Origin of the sequence: Rhodococcus sp. JVH1, from assembly GCF_000280725.2 — a bacterium.
GTDB classification, from domain to species: domain Bacteria; phylum Actinomycetota; class Actinomycetes; order Mycobacteriales; family Mycobacteriaceae; genus Rhodococcus_F; species Rhodococcus_F jostii_A.
The window spans coordinates 1,307,468-1,325,748 of sequence record NZ_CP166289.1 but is presented as its reverse complement, the minus strand read 5'-3'; the positions used below and the strand labels follow the sequence as shown (position 1 = coordinate 1,325,748).

Sequence of the window (18,281 nt, the reverse complement as noted above, 5' to 3'; positions counted from 1 at the left end):
ATGGACACCGAGCGCACCGCACCACCCACGTCGCCACCCGAGCATCGAAATCCGTGGCCGGCCCTGTGGGCCCTCGTCATCGGCTTCTTCATGATCCTCGTCGACAGCACCATCGTCGCGGTGGCCAACCCGGCGATCATGAACGACCTGCACACCGACATCAACAAGGTCGTCTGGGTCACCAGCGCGTATCTGCTGGCGTATGCGGTGCCGTTGTTGGTCACCGGTCGACTCGGTGATCGGTTCGGTCCCAAGAACATCTACCTGATCGGGCTCGTCCTGTTCACCGGTGCGTCACTGTGGTGCGGCCTGTCCGGCACCATCACGATGCTCATCGTCGCCCGGGTCTTCCAGGGACTGGGCGCCGCACTGATGACGCCGCAGACGATGGCCGTCATCACCCGCACGTTCCCGCCGGACCGTCGCGGCACCGCGATGGGTCTGTGGGGCGCTGTCGCCGGTGTCGCCACCCTGGTGGGACCGCTCGCGGGCGGCGTGCTCGTGGACAACCTCGGCTGGGAGTGGATCTTCATCGTCAACGTCCCCGTCGGTGTGGTCGCGTTCGTGCTGGCCTGGCGGTTGGTGCCTTCGCTCGAGACCCACGAGCACAAGTTCGACATCCCCGGTGTCGTCCTCAGCGCGCTCGGCATGTTCTTCCTCGTGTTCGGAATCCAGGAAGGCAGCTCCTACGACTGGTCGGCGACCGTGCTGGCGTCGATCGGCGCCGGCCTCGTCCTTCTCGGCGTCTTCGTCTGGTACCAGTCCTGGAACAAGAACGAGCCGCTCCTGCCGCTGGGCCTGTTCAAGGACCGCAACTTCTCGCTCGCCAACGTGGCGATCACCTCGATGGGCTTCGCGATCACCGCGATGGTCCTGCCGCTGATGTTCTACACGCAGGCGGTGCGGGGTCTGTCGCCCACACGGTCGGCCCTGCTGCTCGTGCCCATGGCCGTCCTCACCGGCGTGTTCGCCCCGTTCATCGGCAAGCTCGTGGACCGCACCCATCCGCGGTACATCGCGGGCGCCGGATTCCTGCTGTTCTCGATAGCGCTCGCCTGGCTGTCCATGGTCATGTCACCCGACGTGGCGATCTGGGAACTGCTGCTGCCCATCGGACTGATCGGCCTCGCCAACGCGTGTATCTGGTCGCCGCTCGCCGCCACGGCCACGCACAACCTTCCACCCCATCAGGCGGGCGCCGGAGCAGGCGTCTACAACACCACCCGCCAGGTCGGCGCCGTCCTCGGCAGCGCCGCGATCGGCGCACTCATCACGGCCCGCCTGTCCGCTCAGGGGCTGAACGCCGATAGCCAGGAGGCCGGTGTGGGGGAGATGCCGGAATTCGTGAAGGAACCGTTCGCCACGGCGATGTCGCAGTCGATCTGGCTGCCCGCGGCCGTCCTGCTGATCGGTTTCCTCGCCTCGGTGTGCTTCGCGCGACCGTTGCGCGAGAAGAAGCCCGGAGTCAGTGCGGGCGACGCAGCCAGTCGGGAAACATCACTGCAGGGTTGAGGTAGTCCGCGGGATCGAACGCCTGCTTGATCGTCCACATCGCGGTGATGTCCTCGCGGCTGAGGGCGAGGTCCAGGTAGTTGCGCTTGTGTGCGCCGACGCCGTGCTCGGAGGCGATGTTGCCGCCGTGATCGCGGATCAGTTCCGTGACCGGCCGGTACAGCACGGACTCGTCGGGGCAGCGCAGCACGTTGAGGTGGACGTTGCCGTCGGCGACGTGCCCGAAGAGCACCGGGATCGCGTCGGGTGCCCGGCTCGTCACCATTGCGACCGCGTCGGCGACGAATGCGGCGAGGGTGTCCAGTGGGAGGGCGGCGTCGAACTTCAGCGGGGGTCCGAACAGTCCGACCACTTCCGCGAACGCTTCCCGCGCCGACCACACCCGGGCGCGGCCTGCGGAATCTATCCCGACGGCGGGTTCGTCGTCGGGATCGCACTGCTCCAGCGCCGCGGCCAGGTCGTCGGTGAGGTCGCGCCGGCCGGCCAGTTCGACGAGGAGATACCACGGCAGACCCGTGGGAACGGCGAAACTCAGCCGCGAGGAGGCCAATTCGAGCCCGCGTCCGTCGAGCATTTCCACGGCGTCCACCCCGTCGAGCCGCCGCACGACGTGAGCGGCGTCGATCAAGCCGGGTAGTTGCGCGAAGCCGGCGAGGGCGGTCACACGGAACTCCGGGACGGGGTGGAGTGCGAGATCGACGGTCGTGACCACACCGAGAGTGCCCTCGCTGCCGACCCACAGCGCGGGCAGGTCGTATCCGCAGTTCTCGGCGCCCACCCGCATGCTGCGCCGCACGATCGCCCCGTCGGGGAGCACGACCTCCAGGCCCAGCACCTGTGCGGACATGTGGCCGTACCGCACGGTGTGCAGCCCACCGGCATTCGTCGACACCATGCCGCCGATCGTCGCGGTATCGCGGGACGCGATGTCGACGCCGAACAGCAGTCCGGCGTCGGACGCGGCGTGCCGGAGTGTCGAGAGGGTGACCCCGGCGCCGACGGTGACGCGCAGGTTCTCGCGGTCGACGGCGCCGACCGCGGTCAGCCGTTCCGTCGACAGCAGCACGTCATCGTGCTCGGGAACCGTGCCCGCTTCGAGGCCGGTGCGGCCACCCTGCACGGTGACCTTCACCCCGGCCCGGCGGCAGATGCCCAGCACGGCCGAGACTTCCGCGGCATCCGCGGGCCGGACGAGTGCGCTCGCGCGCCCGCTGTAGCGTCCCGTGTGGTCGGTGGCGCGGGCGGCGAGCACGTCCGCGTCCACGGTCACGAACCGTTCTCCGACGGCGTCGGCCAGCGCCGCGCGCAGCGAGTCCACACCCCGATCGTAGGCGGAACGCGTGTGGCAGTCTGGCGGCATGACTGAGCCTGCCGCCGCCGCGCATCCCACCCGACTCGAGCGTGTCCGTACCGACGCCGGCGCCGAGATCGCGATCCTGACGTTCGCCCACGGCGCACTGAACCTCTTCGATCAGGCGATGTTCGACGCCGTGCAGGCCGACGTCGCGGCGCTCGCCGAGAATCCGCCGCGCGCGGTGCTGCTGCGTGCCGAGGGCAAGGTGGTCTCCGCGGGGGTGGACGTCCACGTGTTCGAGGGGCTCACCGCGGAACAGGGCGCGGACCTGTGGCAGGAGTTGTTCGCCGAGATCTGCCATCCGCTCGAGGCGCTGCCGTGCCCCGTCGTGTACTCGGCGCACGGATTGACGCTGACTGCGGCCTTCGAGATCGCGCTCGCCTGCGACATCATCCTCGCCGCACCGAAGGCGAAGTTCGGACTGGTCGAGACGGTGGTGGGGCTGACTCCGTCGATGGGCGGTCCGCAGCGGCTGGCCGAGCGGGCAGGGTCCGGCCGCGCCCGGGAACTGGTGATGACCGGCGACCTGTACGACGCCGCGACACTGCGCGACTGGGGTGTGGTCAACGCCGTCCACGAGGACGTCGACACCGAGGCCCGCGCCCTCGTCGCACGCCTGGCGGACGGGCCGACGCGCGCACACGACGCCACGAAGCAGATCATCTCCGCGTGGCGGTCGGGTGGAGTCGCGCACGCCGACTCGATCACGCCCGACGTGTCGGGTGCGCTGTTCGAGACCGACGACCTTCAGGGTGCGGTGCGCAGCTTCCTCGACGTCGGACCGGGCAAGGCGACGTACCGCGGACGGTAGGCGTCGGCGATCCGCTCCCCGCAACTGTGACGGGCGTCATATAGTCGTGGCAACGTCCCGGTCGCGTAGCAGTGTCGTCAGCGGAGGTACAGATGCCGTCGTCCCTCGTCGAGTACCCGAGTAGTGGTCCCTTCTTCCACGACGACCGGGTGGTCCGTGGCCGCGACGGCCTGCTCCGATACGGCGGGCTCAACCCGTCGCTCACCGAGTTGCTCGACATCTCCGTGCACCGCTACGCGGGCCGGATCGCCGTCGAGGAGGACGGTGGCCGGTCGCTCACGTTCTCGCAACTGTGGACGTCCGCGGCGCGGGTGGCCGGCGGGCTGAAGTCGAAGGGGGTCGAGATCGGCGACCGCGTCGCCGTCCGGCAGCCCGTGGGGGTTCGCTGGGTGGAGGCGTTCCTCGGCGTGTTGCTCGCCGGCGGCGTGCCGGTCGGGGTGAGCCCGGCACTCGACGACGCGCAGACCGGTGAGGTGCTCGCCGACAGCGAGTCGGTGCTGATCCTCGACGGCGAACTGCCGGAGGGTATCTCGTTCATCGACGACGGCGCGAGCCCCGACGAGCTGGTGCTGCTGTCGTACACGCCCGGCCCGTCGGACTCGCCGAAGGGTGTGGAGCTGAGCAACGAGAACGTCCTCTCGACCATCGAATCCGTGCTCCACGCGCGCGGGTTCAGCTCCGAGGGGCTGCGGAATCTCCTCGTCGAACCCGAACTGCACACCGTCGGATCGCTCGTCGAACTGCTCTCGACGCTGGTGGTGGGCGGAACGGTCCTGTTGACCGGGAGTACCGACGCCGCGTCGTGGCGCGGCACCGGCGCCGACGTGCTCACCGCGGCGCCCGCCGTCCTCCTGCGGGCCGTGGAGAACTCGCGGGTGACGAGTTTCGGCCGGCGCGCGGTGCGCTGGATCGACTACAGCGGCTCCGGTCTGTCCCTGGAGCAGTCGCAACTGCTCCGCCGGACGTTCCCCGCGGCCAGGCACTTCCTCGGGTGGGGAATGACCGAGACGTGTGGGGCCGGGCTGGCGCTGCCCGACGAGTGCGCTCTGACACACGCGGGCAGTGTGGGTGTCGCGTTCGGCGGGATGGAGGTGGCCCTCCTCGGACCGGACGCCGGCCGCGGTGTCGGCGAATTGCTGTGCCGCGGTCCGGGAGTCAGCCGCGGCTACTGGAACCGGCCCGAGGTCACCGCGCAGACCTTCACGGGTGGCTGGTTTCACACCGGCGACACCGCGAATATCGACGGCGACGGCTTCGTCCGTATCGTCGACCGCGACACCGCTGCCTAGGTGGTGCGAAAGGCAGGTATCCACCCGTGAGCTCTCCCGTCGCCGAGCTGCACATGCACATCGAGGGGTCCCTCGAACCCGAGCTGATCTTCGCGCTGGCCGAACGGAATTCCGTGCAGCTGCCCTACGCGGACCTCGACGATCTCCGGTCGCGGTACGAGTTCACCGATCTGCAGTCGTTCCTCGACCTGTACTTCGCCAACATGCAAGTGCTGCGGACGGCGCAGGACTTCGCGGACCTCACCCGCGCCTATTTCGCGCGGGCGTCGGCGGGCGGCGTCGCGCACGTGGAGTTCTTCTTCAACCCGCAGGCCCACGTCAATCGTGGTGTGCCGCTGCACGAGGTGCTCGACGGAATCATGGATGCGGTGGGCACCAGTGAGCGGGAGTTCGGCCTCAGCAGCGCCGCGATCGCCGCGATCCTGCGGGACCGTTCCGTGCACGAGGCGGAGGAAGTGTTCTCGGAGATCATCCGGTTGCAGACGCCGATCGTCGGGCTCGGGCTGGACTCGGCCGAGGTGGGCAACCCGCCGTCGCTGTTCGAGGACGTCTTCGCCCGCGCCCGGTCGGAGGGGCTGCACGTGGTCGCCCACGCAGGCGAGGAAGGCCCGCCGGAGTACATCTGGCAGGCGCTCGACCTCCTCGGCGCCGAGCGCATCGACCACGGGGTGCGGGCGCTCGAGGACCCGGCGCTCGTGGCGCGTCTGGTGGACGAGGAAGTGCCGCTGACCGTGTGCCCGCTGTCGAACGTGCGACTGTGCGTCGTCGACTCGCTGTCCGAGCACCCGTTGCGGACCATGCTGGAGGCGGGTCTGCTCGTCACCGTGAACTCCGACGACCCCGCGTACTTCGGCGGGTACGTCGACGACAACTTCGCCCAGCTGCGGGATCAGCTCGACCTCACCGATGCCGAGCGGGAAACCCTGGCGCGCAACTCGATCAAAGCGTCGTTCGCGAGCGACGCGCGCAAGGCGCAACTGCTCCGCGGCTGACGGTCCCCGCCGTCAGTCGATCAGCCCCGAGCCGCCCAGACCGGCGACGACGGCCAGGACGTCCCGGTCGCGGCCGTGCGGGCCGACCAGGCAGAGGCCGACGGGAACTCCGTCGTCGGTGCGCAACGGCACGGTCGCGTTGGGCAGTCCGGAGATGGTCGCGAGGCACGTGAGCATGCCGGTGGCGCGCATCGTGTTCCGGAACCGGTCACCGCTGGGGTAGCTCGTCCGCTCGGGGGGCGTGGAGGAGGTCGCCGGCAGCAGGAGCAGGCTGTCGCCCACGTACGCGGTGATCGTCTGCGACGCCTCGCCGAGCTTGATCAGCTTCCGGCCGTACGTGGATTCCCAGATGCGGCTCGCGTCGGCGAAATTGCGGTCGGGTTCGTCGCCGAGCGACGTCATCGCCCCGCTCACCCAGTCGCCGTGCAGCCGCCACGCCTCGTAGCCCTGCACGGCGACGACGGCGTCGTACCAGTCGGGAAGCCGGCCGATGTCCGTGTCGGTCCACGTCAGCCGGGGGAGGGAACTCTTCTCCCACGCGGTGAGGGCGCGCCGCACCGCGCCGAGCGCCCCCGCCTCGGCGACGGCGTTGATGCCGTCCGAGGTGAGCGCGCTGCGGAACGGGGTCTCCGCCGTGAGCGGGAGAAGCGCGCCGGAGACCGCGACGAGGGTGTCGAGGTCGCCGCAGACCCACGCCGGGGTGTCGAACGTGGGGGACAGCGGAAACAGCCCGTCGGTGGAGACGGCGCCCCGGGACGGTGCGAAGCCGTACAGGCCCTGATACGAGGCGGGGATGCGGATGGAACCGGTGGTGTCGATACCCAATCCGATGTCGGCCGAACCCTGCGCGACCGCACTCGCGGCGCCCGACGTCGCACCACCGGGCAGGCGGTCCTCGGCGCGGGGGTTGGGCGGCGTGCCGAATTGCTGGTTGATGCCGGAATGCCCGTAACCGAGGTCGTCGGTCTGCGCCAGGCCGACGACGCGGGCGCCCTGACCGAGGAGGCGCGCCACCACTGCGGCGGTACCCGTCTCGACTGGAGCCTCGGCGAGCCGCCGTCCGCTGCCCGCACCGATCTGCTGTCCCGCAACGGCGTACAGGTCGGTGACCGCGAGTCGCATGCCGGCGAGGGGCCCGTCGCCGGTCGGCGCGACCAGCGGATCGCCCTGCACGCGCCACGTCGCCTTGTCGACCGGTGCGAACTCGGACACCGCGCCGCCGTCCGGAACGGACAAGCCGTCGGGAAGCGGCGGAACCTGCGGGTCGTGCAGGCGTTCCCCGCACGCGCCGAGCATCACGGCGCCGATCGCCGCTGCCCCGGACGCACCCGCGACGCGAAGGAAGTCGCGACGGTCGAAAGATCGACTGGGGGCCACCTAGCTCACGTTAGCGACCCAGGACCTGCTGGAGGTACGCGTTGCCGAACATTCGCCCGGGGTCGTACTTGTCGCGCACGGCGAGGAACTCGTCGAAGTTCGGATACGCGGGCCGCAAGTCGTCGGCGGTGCGGCCGTGCATCTTGCCCCAGTGCGGTCGCCCGTCCACTTCCCGGGCGATGGCCTCGACCGCGGCGAAGTACGGCTCGTGATCTCGGCGATGGTACTGGTGAACGGCGATGTACGCCGTGTCCCGGCCGTTCGCCGTCGACAGCCAGACGTCGTCGCCCGCGGCGAACCGGACCTCGACGGGGAACGCGACCGTGAAACCGGACTTCTCCACCCACGCATCGATCGCCGCGAGAGTGTCGGGGAGGGCCTCGGTGGGAACCGCGTATTCCATCTCCCGGAACTTGACCCGGCGTTCCGACGCGAAGACGCGGTAGCTGCGGTCGGTGAATTCGCGCGCGCTCAGCATGCGCGACGACAGCCGGTTGATCTTCGGGATCGTCGTCGGGGCAAGGCCCGCGACCCTGTTGATGCCCTCGAACAGGACATTCGCGAGCAGTTCGTCGTCGACGTAGGCGCGGACCGGGTGTAGGGGAGAAACCGGGGTGTCGCCGGGTAGCCGGGTGTTGCGTTTCGTCAGGACGCGGCGGGTGTGGGGAAACCAGTAGAACTCGAAGTGGTCGATCGTGGTGCGGTCGTGGTCGAGCCGGTCGAGGATGGCGTTTAACGACTCGGGCTTCTCGACGGCGTGCATCACGTAGTTCGGCACGCACTGGATCGTGACCTTCGAGATGATGCCCACGGCGCCGAGCCCGAGGCGTGCCGCCTCGAACAGTTCGGGGTTCTCGGTGGGGGAGCAGTCGGCCACCGAGCCGTCCGCCAGCACCACCTGCAGGGCGCGGACCTGAGTGGCGAGACCTCCGAAACGCGCGCCGGTGCCGTGGGTTCCGGTGGACAGCGCACCCGCGATGGACTGCACGTCGATATCACCCAGGTTGATCATCGCCAGGCCACGGTGCCAGAGTTGCTCGCTCAGGTCGTGCAGCCGCGTGCCGGCGAGGACGGTGACGAGGGCCCCCGCCGGTTCGTCGAGGGTGACGGATTCGATCCCGGTGAGGGCGTCGAGGCTGACGAGGATCCCGTCGGTGACGGCGACCCCGGTGAAGGAGTGACCCGACCCGACGGCCTTGACTCGCTGTCCGTGCTCCGCGGCACCGGAGACGAGCGCGCTGAGTTCCTCCACCGAGCGCGGAGTCGCGAAGCGCAGCGGGTTCGCCGTCTCGGTGCCCGCCCAGTTGCGCCATGTGTCCTGTGCCATTCGCCCATCATGAACCTGGACGCTCGTCCAGGCAAATGGCGGGTTGGTCGGGCGTCCGTGTTGGTCGCGGGCGAGGCCCCCGCAGGTTCTACGATCAGAGGATGCTGAACAGGCTTCCTGCGGATGAACGTCGTGCCCAACTCGTCGAGTCGGCGCTGGCCATCGCGGAGCAGCGCGGCGTCGCGTCGGTCACGGTGCGTGCCGTGGCGGAGGAGGCGGGCGTCTCGCTCGGTGTGGTGCACTACTGCTTCGAGAGCAAGGAGGAGCTCCTCGCGGCGATGGGCGAGAGCCTGGTTCTTCAGCTCAGCGCGTCGATGCGACTGGCGTTCGGTCAGGTGCGGCACGCGCCGGACCTGCGCGGGATCGACGGTCTGCGCGAACTCCTCCACATCGGGATCAGCGGAATGTGGCCGATCATCGAGGCCACCCCGGACCGTCAGTTGCTGACATACGAGATCACCGCGCAGGCGCTGCGGCACCGCGCGTCCGGGAGCGAGCGGGCCGGCGATATCGCCGGTCAGCAGTACCGGACCATGGATGAGGAGGCGATCGAGTTCCTCGTCGAGTGTGCCCGCATCGCGGAAGTCGGCTGGGCCACCCCGGTCGAGGCGATCGCGCGGTTCGGGCTGGCGATCCTGGACGGGCTCGTGCTGCGGTGGCTGGTGGACCGCGACAGCGAGGCGATGATCGCGGCGCTGGACGACATGGTGCACGTGATCGCGTCGAAGGCGGTCGAGCGGGCCTGAGCGGGTCCGATTCGATCTGGACAATCGTCCAACTCGGTGGTTGACTGGCGTCGCAGACCAATGGAAAAGGTTGGACGAACTGTGACGCCCACGCTCGACCGTCTCATCGCCTCGACCGCCGAGGTCGACCCGCCGCTGGCCGCGCTCGACCTGACCACCCTGCGCGCGAACGCCGCCGACTTGGTGCTGCGCGCGGGCGGCACCCCCGTCCGCGTCGCCAGCAAGTCCGTTCGCTGCCGCGCGGTACTCCAGGTCGCACTGGGGGAGAAGCTCACCGGGGCCGGCGGGTTCCGCGGGATCATGGCGTATTCATTGCGCGAGGCGATCTGGCTCGCCCGCCGCGGCGCGGACGACATCCTCATGGGCTACCCGACGGTCGACCGCGGGGCCCTCGCCGAACTCGCGGCCGACCCCGAACTGCTGAACCGGATCACGTTGATGGTCGACAGCGACGACCACCTCGACTTCGTTCTCGCCGCGGCCGGCACCACCTCCCTCCGGGCCCGGCTGTGCATCGACGTGGACGCCTCGCTGCGGCTCGGTCCCCTCCACATCGGGGTCCGCCGTTCCCCGCTCCGCGAACCGTCCACCGTCGCCGCCTTCGCGAAGCGGGCCGCGGGGCGGGGGTTCGCCGTCGTCGGCGTCATGTTCTACGAGGCACAGATCGCGGGTCTGCCCGATTCCAGTCCACCGATCGGCTGGATGAAGCGGGCGTCCGCGAACGAACTCGCGACCCGTCGCGATGCCGTGGTGAACGCCGTGCAGTCGGAGGTCGGGGTGCTCGAGATCGTCAACAGCGGGGGCACCGGCTCCCTCGAGGTGAGCTCCGCGGACCCGGTCGTGACGGAGGTGACGGCCGGTTCCGGCCTGTACGTCCCGACGCTCTTCGACAGGTACCGCGCGTTCCGTCCGCACCCGTCGCTGTACTTCGCCCTCTCGGCGGTCCGGCGGCCGACTCCCGGCATCGCGACGCTGTTCGGCGGCGGCTACATCGCCTCCGGTCCCGCCGGGGGCAGTCGGGTGCCCAAGCCGGTGTGGCCGCCGCGGCTGAAGCTACTGCGCAACGAGGGCGCAGGCGAGGTCCAGACCCCGGTGACCGGAAAGGCTGCCGCAGATCTCGGCATCGGCGACCGGGTGTGGTTCCGGCACGCGAAGGCCGGCGAGCTGTGCGAGCGGTTCACCGAGGTGCACCTCGTCGAGTCGGACGGCTCCCGCACCGTGGTGCCCACCTACCGCGGCGAAGGTCAGTGCTTCGGCTGACCGGTGAGCCGCATGAAGGCACCCAGCTCGGTCAGACCTTCCGGGGTGCTCGGCATGTACTGCGTCAACGATTCCGACCGGACGATGATCGCCGCCCACTTGCCGCGGGACACCGCCACGTTCATCCGGTTCCGCGACAGCAGGAACGACATGCCGCGCGGCACGTCCTCGATCGCCGACGCAGTCATCGACACGATGGCGACGGCCGCCTCCCGGCCCTGGAACTTGTCGACCGTGCCCACCTCGACCTTGTCGAGACCGACCGCGGCCAGATTGCGTTCGATCAACCCGACCTGCGCGTTGTACGGCGCCACCACCAGGATGTCGGACTCGTCGAGTGGGCGGGTGCCCTCGAACTCGCTGGGGTCGGTCCAGCCGGAACCGAGCAGCTTCGTGATCCGGTTGACCACCTCCCGCGATTCCTCCGGGGATTGGGTGGCATTGCCCTGGTGGTCGACGAAGACGGTGTGCACACCCGGCCCCATGCCGTCGAGTCGCCGTGCGGCACTGGCCGATTCCTGCGAACGCAGCTTGCCGTCGTAGGACAGCGTCGACACGGGTGCGCACAGTTCCGGGTGCATCCGCCACGTGCGCTCGAGGAAATAACCCCGGCTCGCGGGCAGCGCCCCGTGCCCCTCGGCGAGCCACCCGAGGGCCGACGCGTCCACCGGTTCCGGGTGGGTGCCCTGGCTGACCTGCGGAAGTTGCTGGGGGTCGCCGAGAAGCAGGAGGTTGCGGGCCGCCCCGCCCACCGCGATGGTGTTGGCGAGAGCGAACTGCCCGGCCTCGTCGATGACCAGCAGATCGAGGCTGCCGGGCGGAACGCGGTCGGTGTTCGCGAAATCCCAGGCGGTCCCGCCGATCACGCAACCCGTCTCCTCGGCCTGGTCGATGAAACCCGGGTAGTCGTTGGAGCTGATGTCGGTCCACGTCGCGGCGCGATGCCGCCCGTCCTTCTTCGCGACGAGTTCGGCGGGGAGCCCGGCCTTCACGACGCCGCCGAGCATGTTCTCGATCACCGAATGCGACTGCGCGACCACGCCGATCCGCCAGTGGTGCTGCTCGACGAGCGCCTTGATCACCCGGGCCCCGGTGTACGTCTTGCCGGTGCCGGGAGGTCCCTGCACTGCGACGTACGAGTCTTCGAGGTCGAGTAGTGCCGCGGTGATCGCGCCCGCGTAGTCCGTGCCGTCGACGGGCGGGAGCGGGTTCCCGCTCCGGGTGCGCGGGTCGGACCGCCGCAGAATGTCCACCGACGCGCACAACGGGAGCTCCGGCAGCGGTGCGCACATGTCGTCCGCGGCCACCGCGATGGACGATTCGATGCGGTCGGTCGTGATCGGGGGACCGGGGGTGATCGCCGTCGGAAGTTGCCCGTACTCCTCGCCGTTCAGGAGTTCCTCGACGATCACGACGTCGCGGCGCCGGCCGTCCTTCCCGACGTCGAGCACGTTGACCGTGCACGTTCCCCGCTGCTGCGGATTGTCTCCCGCGACCGCCTCGGGTGCGGGAGTGTCGTAGAGCGCGTACATCGTGGTCTTGGGCCCCACCGTGCTCCCGGTCCCGAAACGGCCGGTGAGCTGCAGGCGCCGGCGCAGCTTGCGTTGCCGCGGGCTGCTCTTGTGCCAGTTCTCCTCGACGACCGCGGACGACACCACCAGAACGTCCCGGATGTCGGACAGTTCGTCGTGCGGCACGACCAGCCGGTCGAAGTGCGCCCACCAGAACGGTTTCCGCTCGCGGCGGTGGTAGCCGACCGCCGCCGCCATGAGTGCGGCCGCCTGCTGATCGTGCTCGCGGTGCTCGCTCGGTCCGTGCCCGGCGAACTCGCGCAACGCCGCCTCCGCGGGGGTGCAGTCCTCGGTCACCGGGGTGGGCCCGTCGCCGGGCGGCCGGAGAGCCACGCCGTGCGTCTCCGCCTGCCCGATCAACCAGTCGCGCAGCCGCAGCGTGGAATCGCAGTCGTACTCGTTGTAGTCGGCGATGCCCTGCAGCAGCGCGCGTGCCTCGTCCTCGCGGCCGTTGTCGCGGTGATCGCAGTAGTCGGCGTACGCGACCACCGACGCGGCGGCGTTGGTGACGTCGCCGTCGCGCGGCTGCTCCGGCATGTACAGCGGTTCGAGTTTCTTGATGCTGTAGGACCGTTCGCCGATGCGCAGGCACCCGCGCACCACCGGATACAAATCGACGAGGACGTTGTCGCGCAGCAGGGTGTCGACGGTCTCCTCGCCGACGCCGTGCCGTCCCGCCAGTCGCAGCAGCGCCGATTTCTCGTACGCGGCGTAGTGGTAGATGTGCATGTTCGGGTACTGCTGACGACGCGCGGTGACGTAGTCGAGGAAGTCGACGAGTGCCTGCCGCTCCTCGGCGCGGTCGTGTGCCCAGAACGGCCGGAACACGGCGGCGTCGGCGGGACCCTCGACTACGCCGAAGAGGTATTCGAGACCCCAGTCCGTGGATCCGTTCTCGGCCCAGAGCGGGTCTCCTTCGAAGTCGAAGAAGATGTCGCCGTCGTCCGGTTCGGGCAGCCCGCCCAGAGCCTGCGGGGCGTACACCTGGAACTCGGGGGTGCCCGAGGACTCCTGCCGCAACTGCAGGGCCGCCTGCGCGCGAAGCGATTCCAGGGTGCGCTCGGGGAGGCCCTCGACGCTGCCCGCATGCGCGGCGAGGGCATCGAGGGTGCCGATCCCGGCCGCGATCAGCCGGCTCCGCTGCGTCGTGCGCATTCCGGCCACCAGCAGGAGGTCGCGGTGCTGCTCCACCTCCGGGGTGCACGTGTCGCACCGGCCGCACGCCGTGTACCGGGGGTCGCCCCACTCCGCGAGCGACTGCTCGTCGCGGTGCTCGTCGAGAATTCGTTCGAGCGAGGACCGTCGCGCGGAGTACACGGGAACGATGTCGCCGAGCGAGTGCGCCGAGTCGCTGTCGTCGCCGAGCAGCAGGTGGACGTCCGGGGACGTCGGGATCCCGTTGTCGGCCAGCGCTTCCGCGTACGCGGCGAGCTGCAGCAGGGCCGACACCTTCGCGTGCCGTGACAGTTTGGTGTCGTACACGGCATACGTGTCGCCGTCGCGGACGAGGAAATCGCAGAAACCCAGGAAGCGGCCGTCGAAGAACGTCCCCTGGTACACGACGTCGGCGCCCCCGCGGATCGCCTCCACGGTGGCCAGGTTCGCGTCGAACAGGCCCACCGCGGTGTATTCGGGACGGTCCATCGTGACCACCCCGTCGCCGTACTCGGCGCGGAACTGCTCGAGCCGGCGATGTTCGTGCGCATCGCCGAGGCTGGACGTCCGTCGCAGCATCGGATCGTCGTCGACGGACGGGGCGGCGGAACCGGCGCCGGCGAGCCCGAGTGTGGCGTCCAACCGGCGCAACAACGCGAACTCGCAGGTGGCGGCCGCGGAGAGGTCGCTGGCGCTGTAGACGATGGTGTCGTCGAGGAGGAACACAGCTACGTCCCCAGTTCTGCCGGTGAGTTCACCCGGCCGATTGTGCCATCGGGGTGCGACAGGCCCAGAATGGCAGCCATGCCTTTCTTCGACGGCCACTCCGGACGAGTCCACTACCGGCACTGGAGCGCGGTGGGAGGACCCGTCGCCCAGTTGGTGTTTCTCCACGGCATGGGGCAGCACACGGGTCACTACCACCGGTTCGCGCGCGGACTGACGCCTGCCGGAATCGGGGTGTGGGGAATCGACCAGGCCGGTCACGGATTGTCCGAAGGCGACCATCCGGGATCGGTGGCGGACCTGGCGGAGGACGCCGCGCTTCTCACCGGCCTCGCCGGCAGGCACGCGCCGGATGTTCCGCTTGTGCTCATGGGTCATTCGCTCGGTGCCGCGGTCTCGATGGAACTTCTCGCGTCCGGTGACTCCGGTTTCCGGGGCGCGATTCTGTGCGGGACACCGAAGACCGCCGCCGTGCAGCAGACGGCGGACGCGCTCGGGTCACTCGGGATTCCGCTGCTCGCGGTTCACGGCGTCGACGACCGCATCGCACCGATCGACCCCGTCCGGGACTGGGCGGCGGGGATCGGACGCCTCGAGTTCCGGGAGTTCGACGACGCCGGACACGACCTGCTTCACGAGAAGGTCCACACATCCGTGACCGCGGTGGTCCGCGACTTCGTCCTCGGCGCTGCGCACCCGTGAGTGCCCGAGGAGTCTCTGCACTCCTCGAACACTCACGGGCGGCGGAGCCGCCTACGCGTAGATGGCCTCGATGGCCGCGCCGTGCTCCTTGTGGATGACGTTCCGCTTCAGCTTCAGCGTGGGCGTGAGCTCACCGGTCTCCTGCGTGAAGTCGACCTCGAGGATGCGGTACTTCTTGATCCGCTCCGGGTTGGACACCTTCTTGTTGCCCTCGGCCACGGCCTCGTCGATCTCGGCGACCAGGTCGGGGTTCTTCACCAGTTCGGACACCGGGGTGTCGGCGGCCAGCCCGTGGCGTTCCTTCCAGCCCGGGAGGGTTTCGGAGTCGAGGGTGATGAGCGCGCCGATGAACGGCTTGCCGTCGCCGACGACGAGGCACTGGCTGATCAGCGGGTGCGCGCGGAGTGCGTCTTCGAGGACCGCGGGCGCGACGTTCTTGCCGCCCGCGGTGACGATGATTTCCTTCTTGCGACCGGTGATCGAGATGTAGCCCTCTTCGTCGATCGAGCCGAGGTCGCCGGTGTGGAACCAGCCGTCCCGGATCGAATCCGCGGTGGCCTGCTCGTTGTGCCAGTACCCGCCGAACACGACGGGACCCTTCAGGAGCAGTTCGCCGTCCTCGCCGATCTTCGCGGCGTGACCGTCGATCGGCTTGCCGACGGTGCCGACCTTCTGCGCACGGGTGGTGTTCACGGAGATGGCGGCGCTCGTCTCGGTGAGACCGTAACCCTCGTACACCGGGACGCCGATGCCGCGGAAGAAGTGACCGAGGCGTGCACCGAGCGCGGCGCCACCGGAGACGGCGCGGTCGCACTCGCCGCCGAGTGCGGTGCGCAGCTTCGAGTAGACGAGCTTGTCGAACAGGGCGTGCTTGAGCTTGAGACCGAGCCCGGCGCCGCCGTTGTCCTGCGCCTCGCTGTACGCGATGGCGGTGGCGGACGCCTTCTCGAAGATGCTGCCCTTGCCGCCGTCGTATGCCTTCTGCTTGGCGGAGTTGTAGACCTTCTCGAACACGCGCGGCACCGACAGGATGAAGTGCGGCTTGAACGCGGCGAATTGGTCGAGCAGCGTGGTGAGGTCGGCGGTGTGCGCGACCGTGACCTTGGCGTCGAACGCGCCGAAGGAGATGGCGCGGGCGAAGACGTGCGCGAGGGGCAGGAACATCAGGGTGCGCCTGCCGGCGTACATCGCGTCGCTGAGCGCCAGCTTCACGGCCGCGGACTCCGCGTAGAAGTTGGAGTGGGTCAACTGCACGCCCTTGGGACGGCCCGTGGTGCCCGACGTGTAGATGAGAGTCGCGGGCGAGGACGCGCGCACCTGGTGACGACGCTCGTGCAGCTGCTCGTCGGTGACGCCTTCGCCACGCTTCGACAGTTCGTCGATCGCCCCGCCTTCGATCTGCAGGACCTCCTTCAGGTCCGGCGCGGCGTCGGTGACGACCTTCAGCGCGTCGGCCTGCTTGGCGTTCTCGACGACCAGCAGCGATGTGCCGGAGTCTTCGAGGATCCACTTCGCCTGATCGGGTGCGGACGTTTCGTAGATGGCGACGGTGCACCCGCCTGCCGTCCAGATCGCGTAGTCGATGACGACCCACTCGTACCGGGTCGCCGACAGGATCGCGACGCGGTCGCCGAGCTCGACGCCGGAAGCGATGAGGCCCTTCGCGACGGCGGAGACCTGCTCCGCGAACTCGGCGGCGGTGACGTCTACCCACCCACCGTTGCCGGGGCGCTTGAACGGAACGAACTTCGGGTCTTCCTCGGCATGACGGAAGACCGTGTCCGCCATGGAGGCGTCCTCCGGAATTGAGAACGACTGCGGTACCGAGAATTCACGCACTATGACCCCTCCACTGAAACGACATGACGGATGTGCATTCGATCACATTTGTCCCAGTTTCGCACCAGGGTCGATGTCCGTTATGTGTATTTCTGTTCTGACCAGCGGAGATAAGTGTAACTCGGCGTAAACTGATAACTCAGGCAGCCTCTTCGAGACGCCGCGAGTTCGCCGACAGCCAGCGCCGGATCGCATAGTTCAACTGATCCGGATCGACACCGAGTTCGGTCGCCGTCGCCTCGAGGATCTCCTCGGCTGGGCCGTCGTCGGTGGCTTCCGAAATTCCGAGCGCGCCGCTGATGAACACGTCCGCCACCCGATTCGGCCGGACCCCGGGGATCCCGGCGAGCATCAGGAAGTGCGCCCACGTGACGTCGCTGCTCTCCCCGCACACCTCGATCCACGCGTCGTGGATCTGCTCCAGGGCGGCTTCGTCCCGGGCGGCCTCGAGAAGGTCGTCGATGCTGTTGATCCGGAGCTGGTGTAGCCGCTCCGCCGCCAGCTGGATGTGACGCGCCTCGATCGGCACACCGGTCGCGGAGTACCGCCGTTTGTACGAGCCGACCTTGCCCGCCCACTGATCCGAGCTGCCCGCCTCCTCGAACGTGCGGAGAAGGTCGCGGGCGCCGTCGGTGAGCGGCTGATCGGGGTGCGCCCGCCGGTACGCCAGATAGCGGTCGACGACGGCGACCTCGCTGTGCCCGGCGCTCGACTGCACCGATTCGATGATGCAGAGGGCCAGGCTGTGCCGGTAGGCATCGGAGGTGACCCAGCCGGACGGGTCGCCCAATCGGTCGCGGCAAGCGGTGACGACGGTTTCGACGGTATCGGCAGAGACGGTCACGAGATCCTCCAAAGGCAGTCTGTTCTGTGCTCTGTCCGGTGTATCGACAGGGCCTCCGGGAACGTTGCACTGGAGCTGAAGATTCCTCGAGAACCACCGTCAGTGGTGGGCCAGCAGGTCTGTGACCTCGGTGTCCGAGAGTTGATGGAAATCGTCGTACGCGTTGCCGACGCCGCCGAGATCGGCCGGGACGTATGGGCAGACCACCTCGTCGGCGGTCACACGCAGACGGCCGACGGCCTCGGGCGCCGCCACCGGGACCGCGACGATCACGCGTGCCGCGCCCAGTTTCTTCACCGACTGGCAGGCCACCGCCGCGGTCGCGCCCGTGGCCATGCCGTCGTCGACGAGGACAGCTGTGCGGCCCTTGAGTGACGCTCGCGGCTTCCCGCCGCGGAGCACCCGAGCCCGCCGTTCGAGTTCGCGGCGCTCCTTCGCCTCGACCATGGCGAGTGCGGTCTTGCTGATCCGGGCGATGCGGAGGACGTCGTCGTTGATCACCCGGGATTCGCCCTCGCCGATGGCACCCATGGCGAGTTCCGGCTGCCACGGGACACCCAGTTTGCGGACGAGCACGACGTCGAGAGGGGCCGACAGGGCGGCAGCGACTTCGAACGCGACGGGGACGCCGCCGCGCGGCAGACCGAGCACCACCAGATCGGTGCCGCGCAGGTGCTCCAGTGCGGCGGCCAGTCTGCGACCGGCGTCGGCGCGACTGGTGTACAACATCGAACGCTCCGTGATCGGGGAGAACTGTTCGTCTCCGACGCTACTCC

14 protein-coding genes are annotated in these 18,281 nt (G+C 69.1%); 7 read left to right on the top strand and 7 right to left on the bottom strand.

All coding sequences use genetic code 11. From position 1 onward, the window contains the following. Positions 1 to 1,512: an MFS transporter gene (locus JVH1_RS06210; RefSeq protein ID WP_009479260.1), complete on the top strand. Its 1,512-nt coding sequence runs from the start codon at positions 1 to 3 to the stop codon at positions 1,510 to 1,512. On the opposite strand, the gene JVH1_RS06205 is transcribed toward JVH1_RS06210, so the two are convergent. Beyond that, positions 1,466 to 2,830 (bottom strand): FAD-binding oxidoreductase, encoded by a 1,365-nt coding sequence (locus tag JVH1_RS06205; RefSeq protein WP_009479261.1) that lies wholly within the window; start codon positions 2,828 to 2,830, stop codon positions 1,466 to 1,468. The two genes, JVH1_RS06210 and JVH1_RS06205, sit on opposite strands and share 47 nt — an antisense overlap. Positions 2,831 to 2,870: 40 nt before the next feature. On the opposite strand from JVH1_RS06205, the gene JVH1_RS06200 reads away from it, so the two are divergent. The 3 genes from JVH1_RS06200 to JVH1_RS06190 all read left to right on the top strand — a co-directional run bounded on the left by JVH1_RS06200 (position 2,871) and on the right by JVH1_RS06190 (position 5,958). Further along, positions 2,871 to 3,677, top strand: coding sequence for an enoyl-CoA hydratase/isomerase family protein (locus JVH1_RS06200; protein WP_011598075.1), 807 nt, complete (start codon positions 2,871 to 2,873; stop codon positions 3,675 to 3,677). Between the two features lie 92 nt (positions 3,678 to 3,769). Beyond that, entirely contained in the window at positions 3,770 to 4,966 is a 1,197-nt protein-coding gene (locus tag JVH1_RS06195) for a class I adenylate-forming enzyme family protein (protein WP_009479263.1), read from the top strand. Positions 4,967 to 4,992: 26 nt separating this feature from the next. Beyond that, a complete protein-coding gene (locus tag JVH1_RS06190) occupies positions 4,993 to 5,958 on the top strand; it encodes an adenosine deaminase (RefSeq protein ID WP_009479264.1) in 966 nt (321 codons plus the stop codon). 12 nt (positions 5,959 to 5,970) lie between these two features. Here the strand turns inward: JVH1_RS06190 and JVH1_RS06185 are convergent, their stop codons facing one another. After that, the gene (locus JVH1_RS06185; RefSeq protein WP_009479265.1) at positions 5,971 to 7,335 is read right to left on the bottom strand and encodes an amidase family protein; all 1,365 of its coding nucleotides are present in this window, start codon (positions 7,333 to 7,335) and stop codon (positions 5,971 to 5,973) included. 10 nt (positions 7,336 to 7,345) lie between these two features. Next, positions 7,346 to 8,662: a D-arabinono-1,4-lactone oxidase gene (locus tag JVH1_RS06180; RefSeq protein ID WP_009479266.1), complete on the bottom strand. Its 1,317-nt coding sequence runs from the start codon at positions 8,660 to 8,662 to the stop codon at positions 7,346 to 7,348. Positions 8,663 to 8,763: 101 nt separating this feature from the next. Between JVH1_RS06180 and JVH1_RS06175 the strand changes: the two genes are divergently transcribed. Together JVH1_RS06175 and JVH1_RS06170 are read left to right on the top strand one after the other, a co-directional pair. Then, entirely contained in the window at positions 8,764 to 9,408 is a 645-nt protein-coding gene (locus tag JVH1_RS06175) for a TetR/AcrR family transcriptional regulator (protein WP_009479267.1), read from the top strand. 60 nt (positions 9,409 to 9,468) lie between these two features. Next, positions 9,469 to 10,668 (top strand): amino acid deaminase/aldolase, encoded by a 1,200-nt coding sequence (locus JVH1_RS06170; RefSeq protein WP_083849881.1) that lies wholly within the window; start codon positions 9,469 to 9,471, stop codon positions 10,666 to 10,668. Here JVH1_RS06170 and JVH1_RS06165 read toward each other — a convergent pair. After that, complete coding sequence (locus JVH1_RS06165; RefSeq protein ID WP_009479269.1) at positions 10,653 to 14,120, bottom strand: bifunctional RecB family nuclease/DEAD/DEAH box helicase; 3,468 nt, start codon at positions 14,118 to 14,120, stop codon at positions 10,653 to 10,655. The genes JVH1_RS06170 and JVH1_RS06165 overlap by 16 nt on opposite strands. Before the next feature lie 78 nt (positions 14,121 to 14,198). Here JVH1_RS06165 and JVH1_RS06160 point away from each other — a divergent pair, with 78 nt between their 5' ends. Then, on the top strand, positions 14,199 to 14,822 hold the full coding sequence (locus JVH1_RS06160; RefSeq protein WP_051033794.1) for an alpha/beta hydrolase: 624 nt from the start codon (positions 14,199 to 14,201) through the stop codon (positions 14,820 to 14,822). A gap of 51 nt (positions 14,823 to 14,873) precedes the next feature. On the opposite strand, the gene JVH1_RS06155 is transcribed toward JVH1_RS06160, so the two are convergent. The 3 genes from JVH1_RS06155 to JVH1_RS06145 form a co-directional block, all read right to left on the bottom strand. Continuing rightward, positions 14,874 to 16,661 carry a long-chain fatty acid--CoA ligase gene (locus JVH1_RS06155; protein WP_009479271.1) on the bottom strand — a complete coding sequence of 596 codons (1,788 nt, stop codon included), beginning with the start codon at positions 16,659 to 16,661 and terminating at the stop codon, positions 14,874 to 14,876. A gap of 139 nt (positions 16,662 to 16,800) precedes the next feature. Beyond that, positions 16,801 to 17,505, bottom strand: a complete 705-nt coding sequence (locus JVH1_RS06150; RefSeq protein ID WP_009479272.1) for a hypothetical protein — start codon at positions 17,503 to 17,505, stop codon at positions 16,801 to 16,803. 99 nt (positions 17,506 to 17,604) lie between these two features. Then, positions 17,605 to 18,234: a phosphoribosyltransferase gene (locus tag JVH1_RS06145; protein ID WP_009479273.1), complete on the bottom strand. Its 630-nt coding sequence runs from the start codon at positions 18,232 to 18,234 to the stop codon at positions 17,605 to 17,607. Positions 18,235 to 18,281: the final 47 nt, after the last annotated feature.

What these genes read in the sequence shown, in the direction of transcription:
- JVH1_RS06160 (WP_051033794.1), top strand. Translation starts at nt 14,199, where the DNA reads ATGCCTTTCTTCGACGGCCACTCCGGACGAGTCCACTACCGGCACTGG.
- JVH1_RS06210 (WP_009479260.1), top strand. Translation starts at nt 1, where the DNA reads ATGGACACCGAGCGCACCGCACCACCCACGTCGCCACCCGAGCATCGA.
- JVH1_RS06200 (WP_011598075.1), top strand. Translation starts at nt 2,871, where the DNA reads ATGACTGAGCCTGCCGCCGCCGCGCATCCCACCCGACTCGAGCGTGTC.
- JVH1_RS06145 (WP_009479273.1), bottom strand. Translation starts at nt 18,234, where the DNA reads ATGTTGTACACCAGTCGCGCCGACGCCGGTCGCAGACTGGCCGCCGCA.
- JVH1_RS06170 (WP_083849881.1), top strand. Translation starts at nt 9,469, where the DNA reads ATGGAAAAGGTTGGACGAACTGTGACGCCCACGCTCGACCGTCTCATC.
- JVH1_RS06195 (WP_009479263.1), top strand. Translation starts at nt 3,770, where the DNA reads ATGCCGTCGTCCCTCGTCGAGTACCCGAGTAGTGGTCCCTTCTTCCAC.
- JVH1_RS06175 (WP_009479267.1), top strand. Translation starts at nt 8,764, where the DNA reads ATGCTGAACAGGCTTCCTGCGGATGAACGTCGTGCCCAACTCGTCGAG.
- JVH1_RS06180 (WP_009479266.1), bottom strand. Translation starts at nt 8,662, where the DNA reads ATGGCACAGGACACATGGCGCAACTGGGCGGGCACCGAGACGGCGAAC.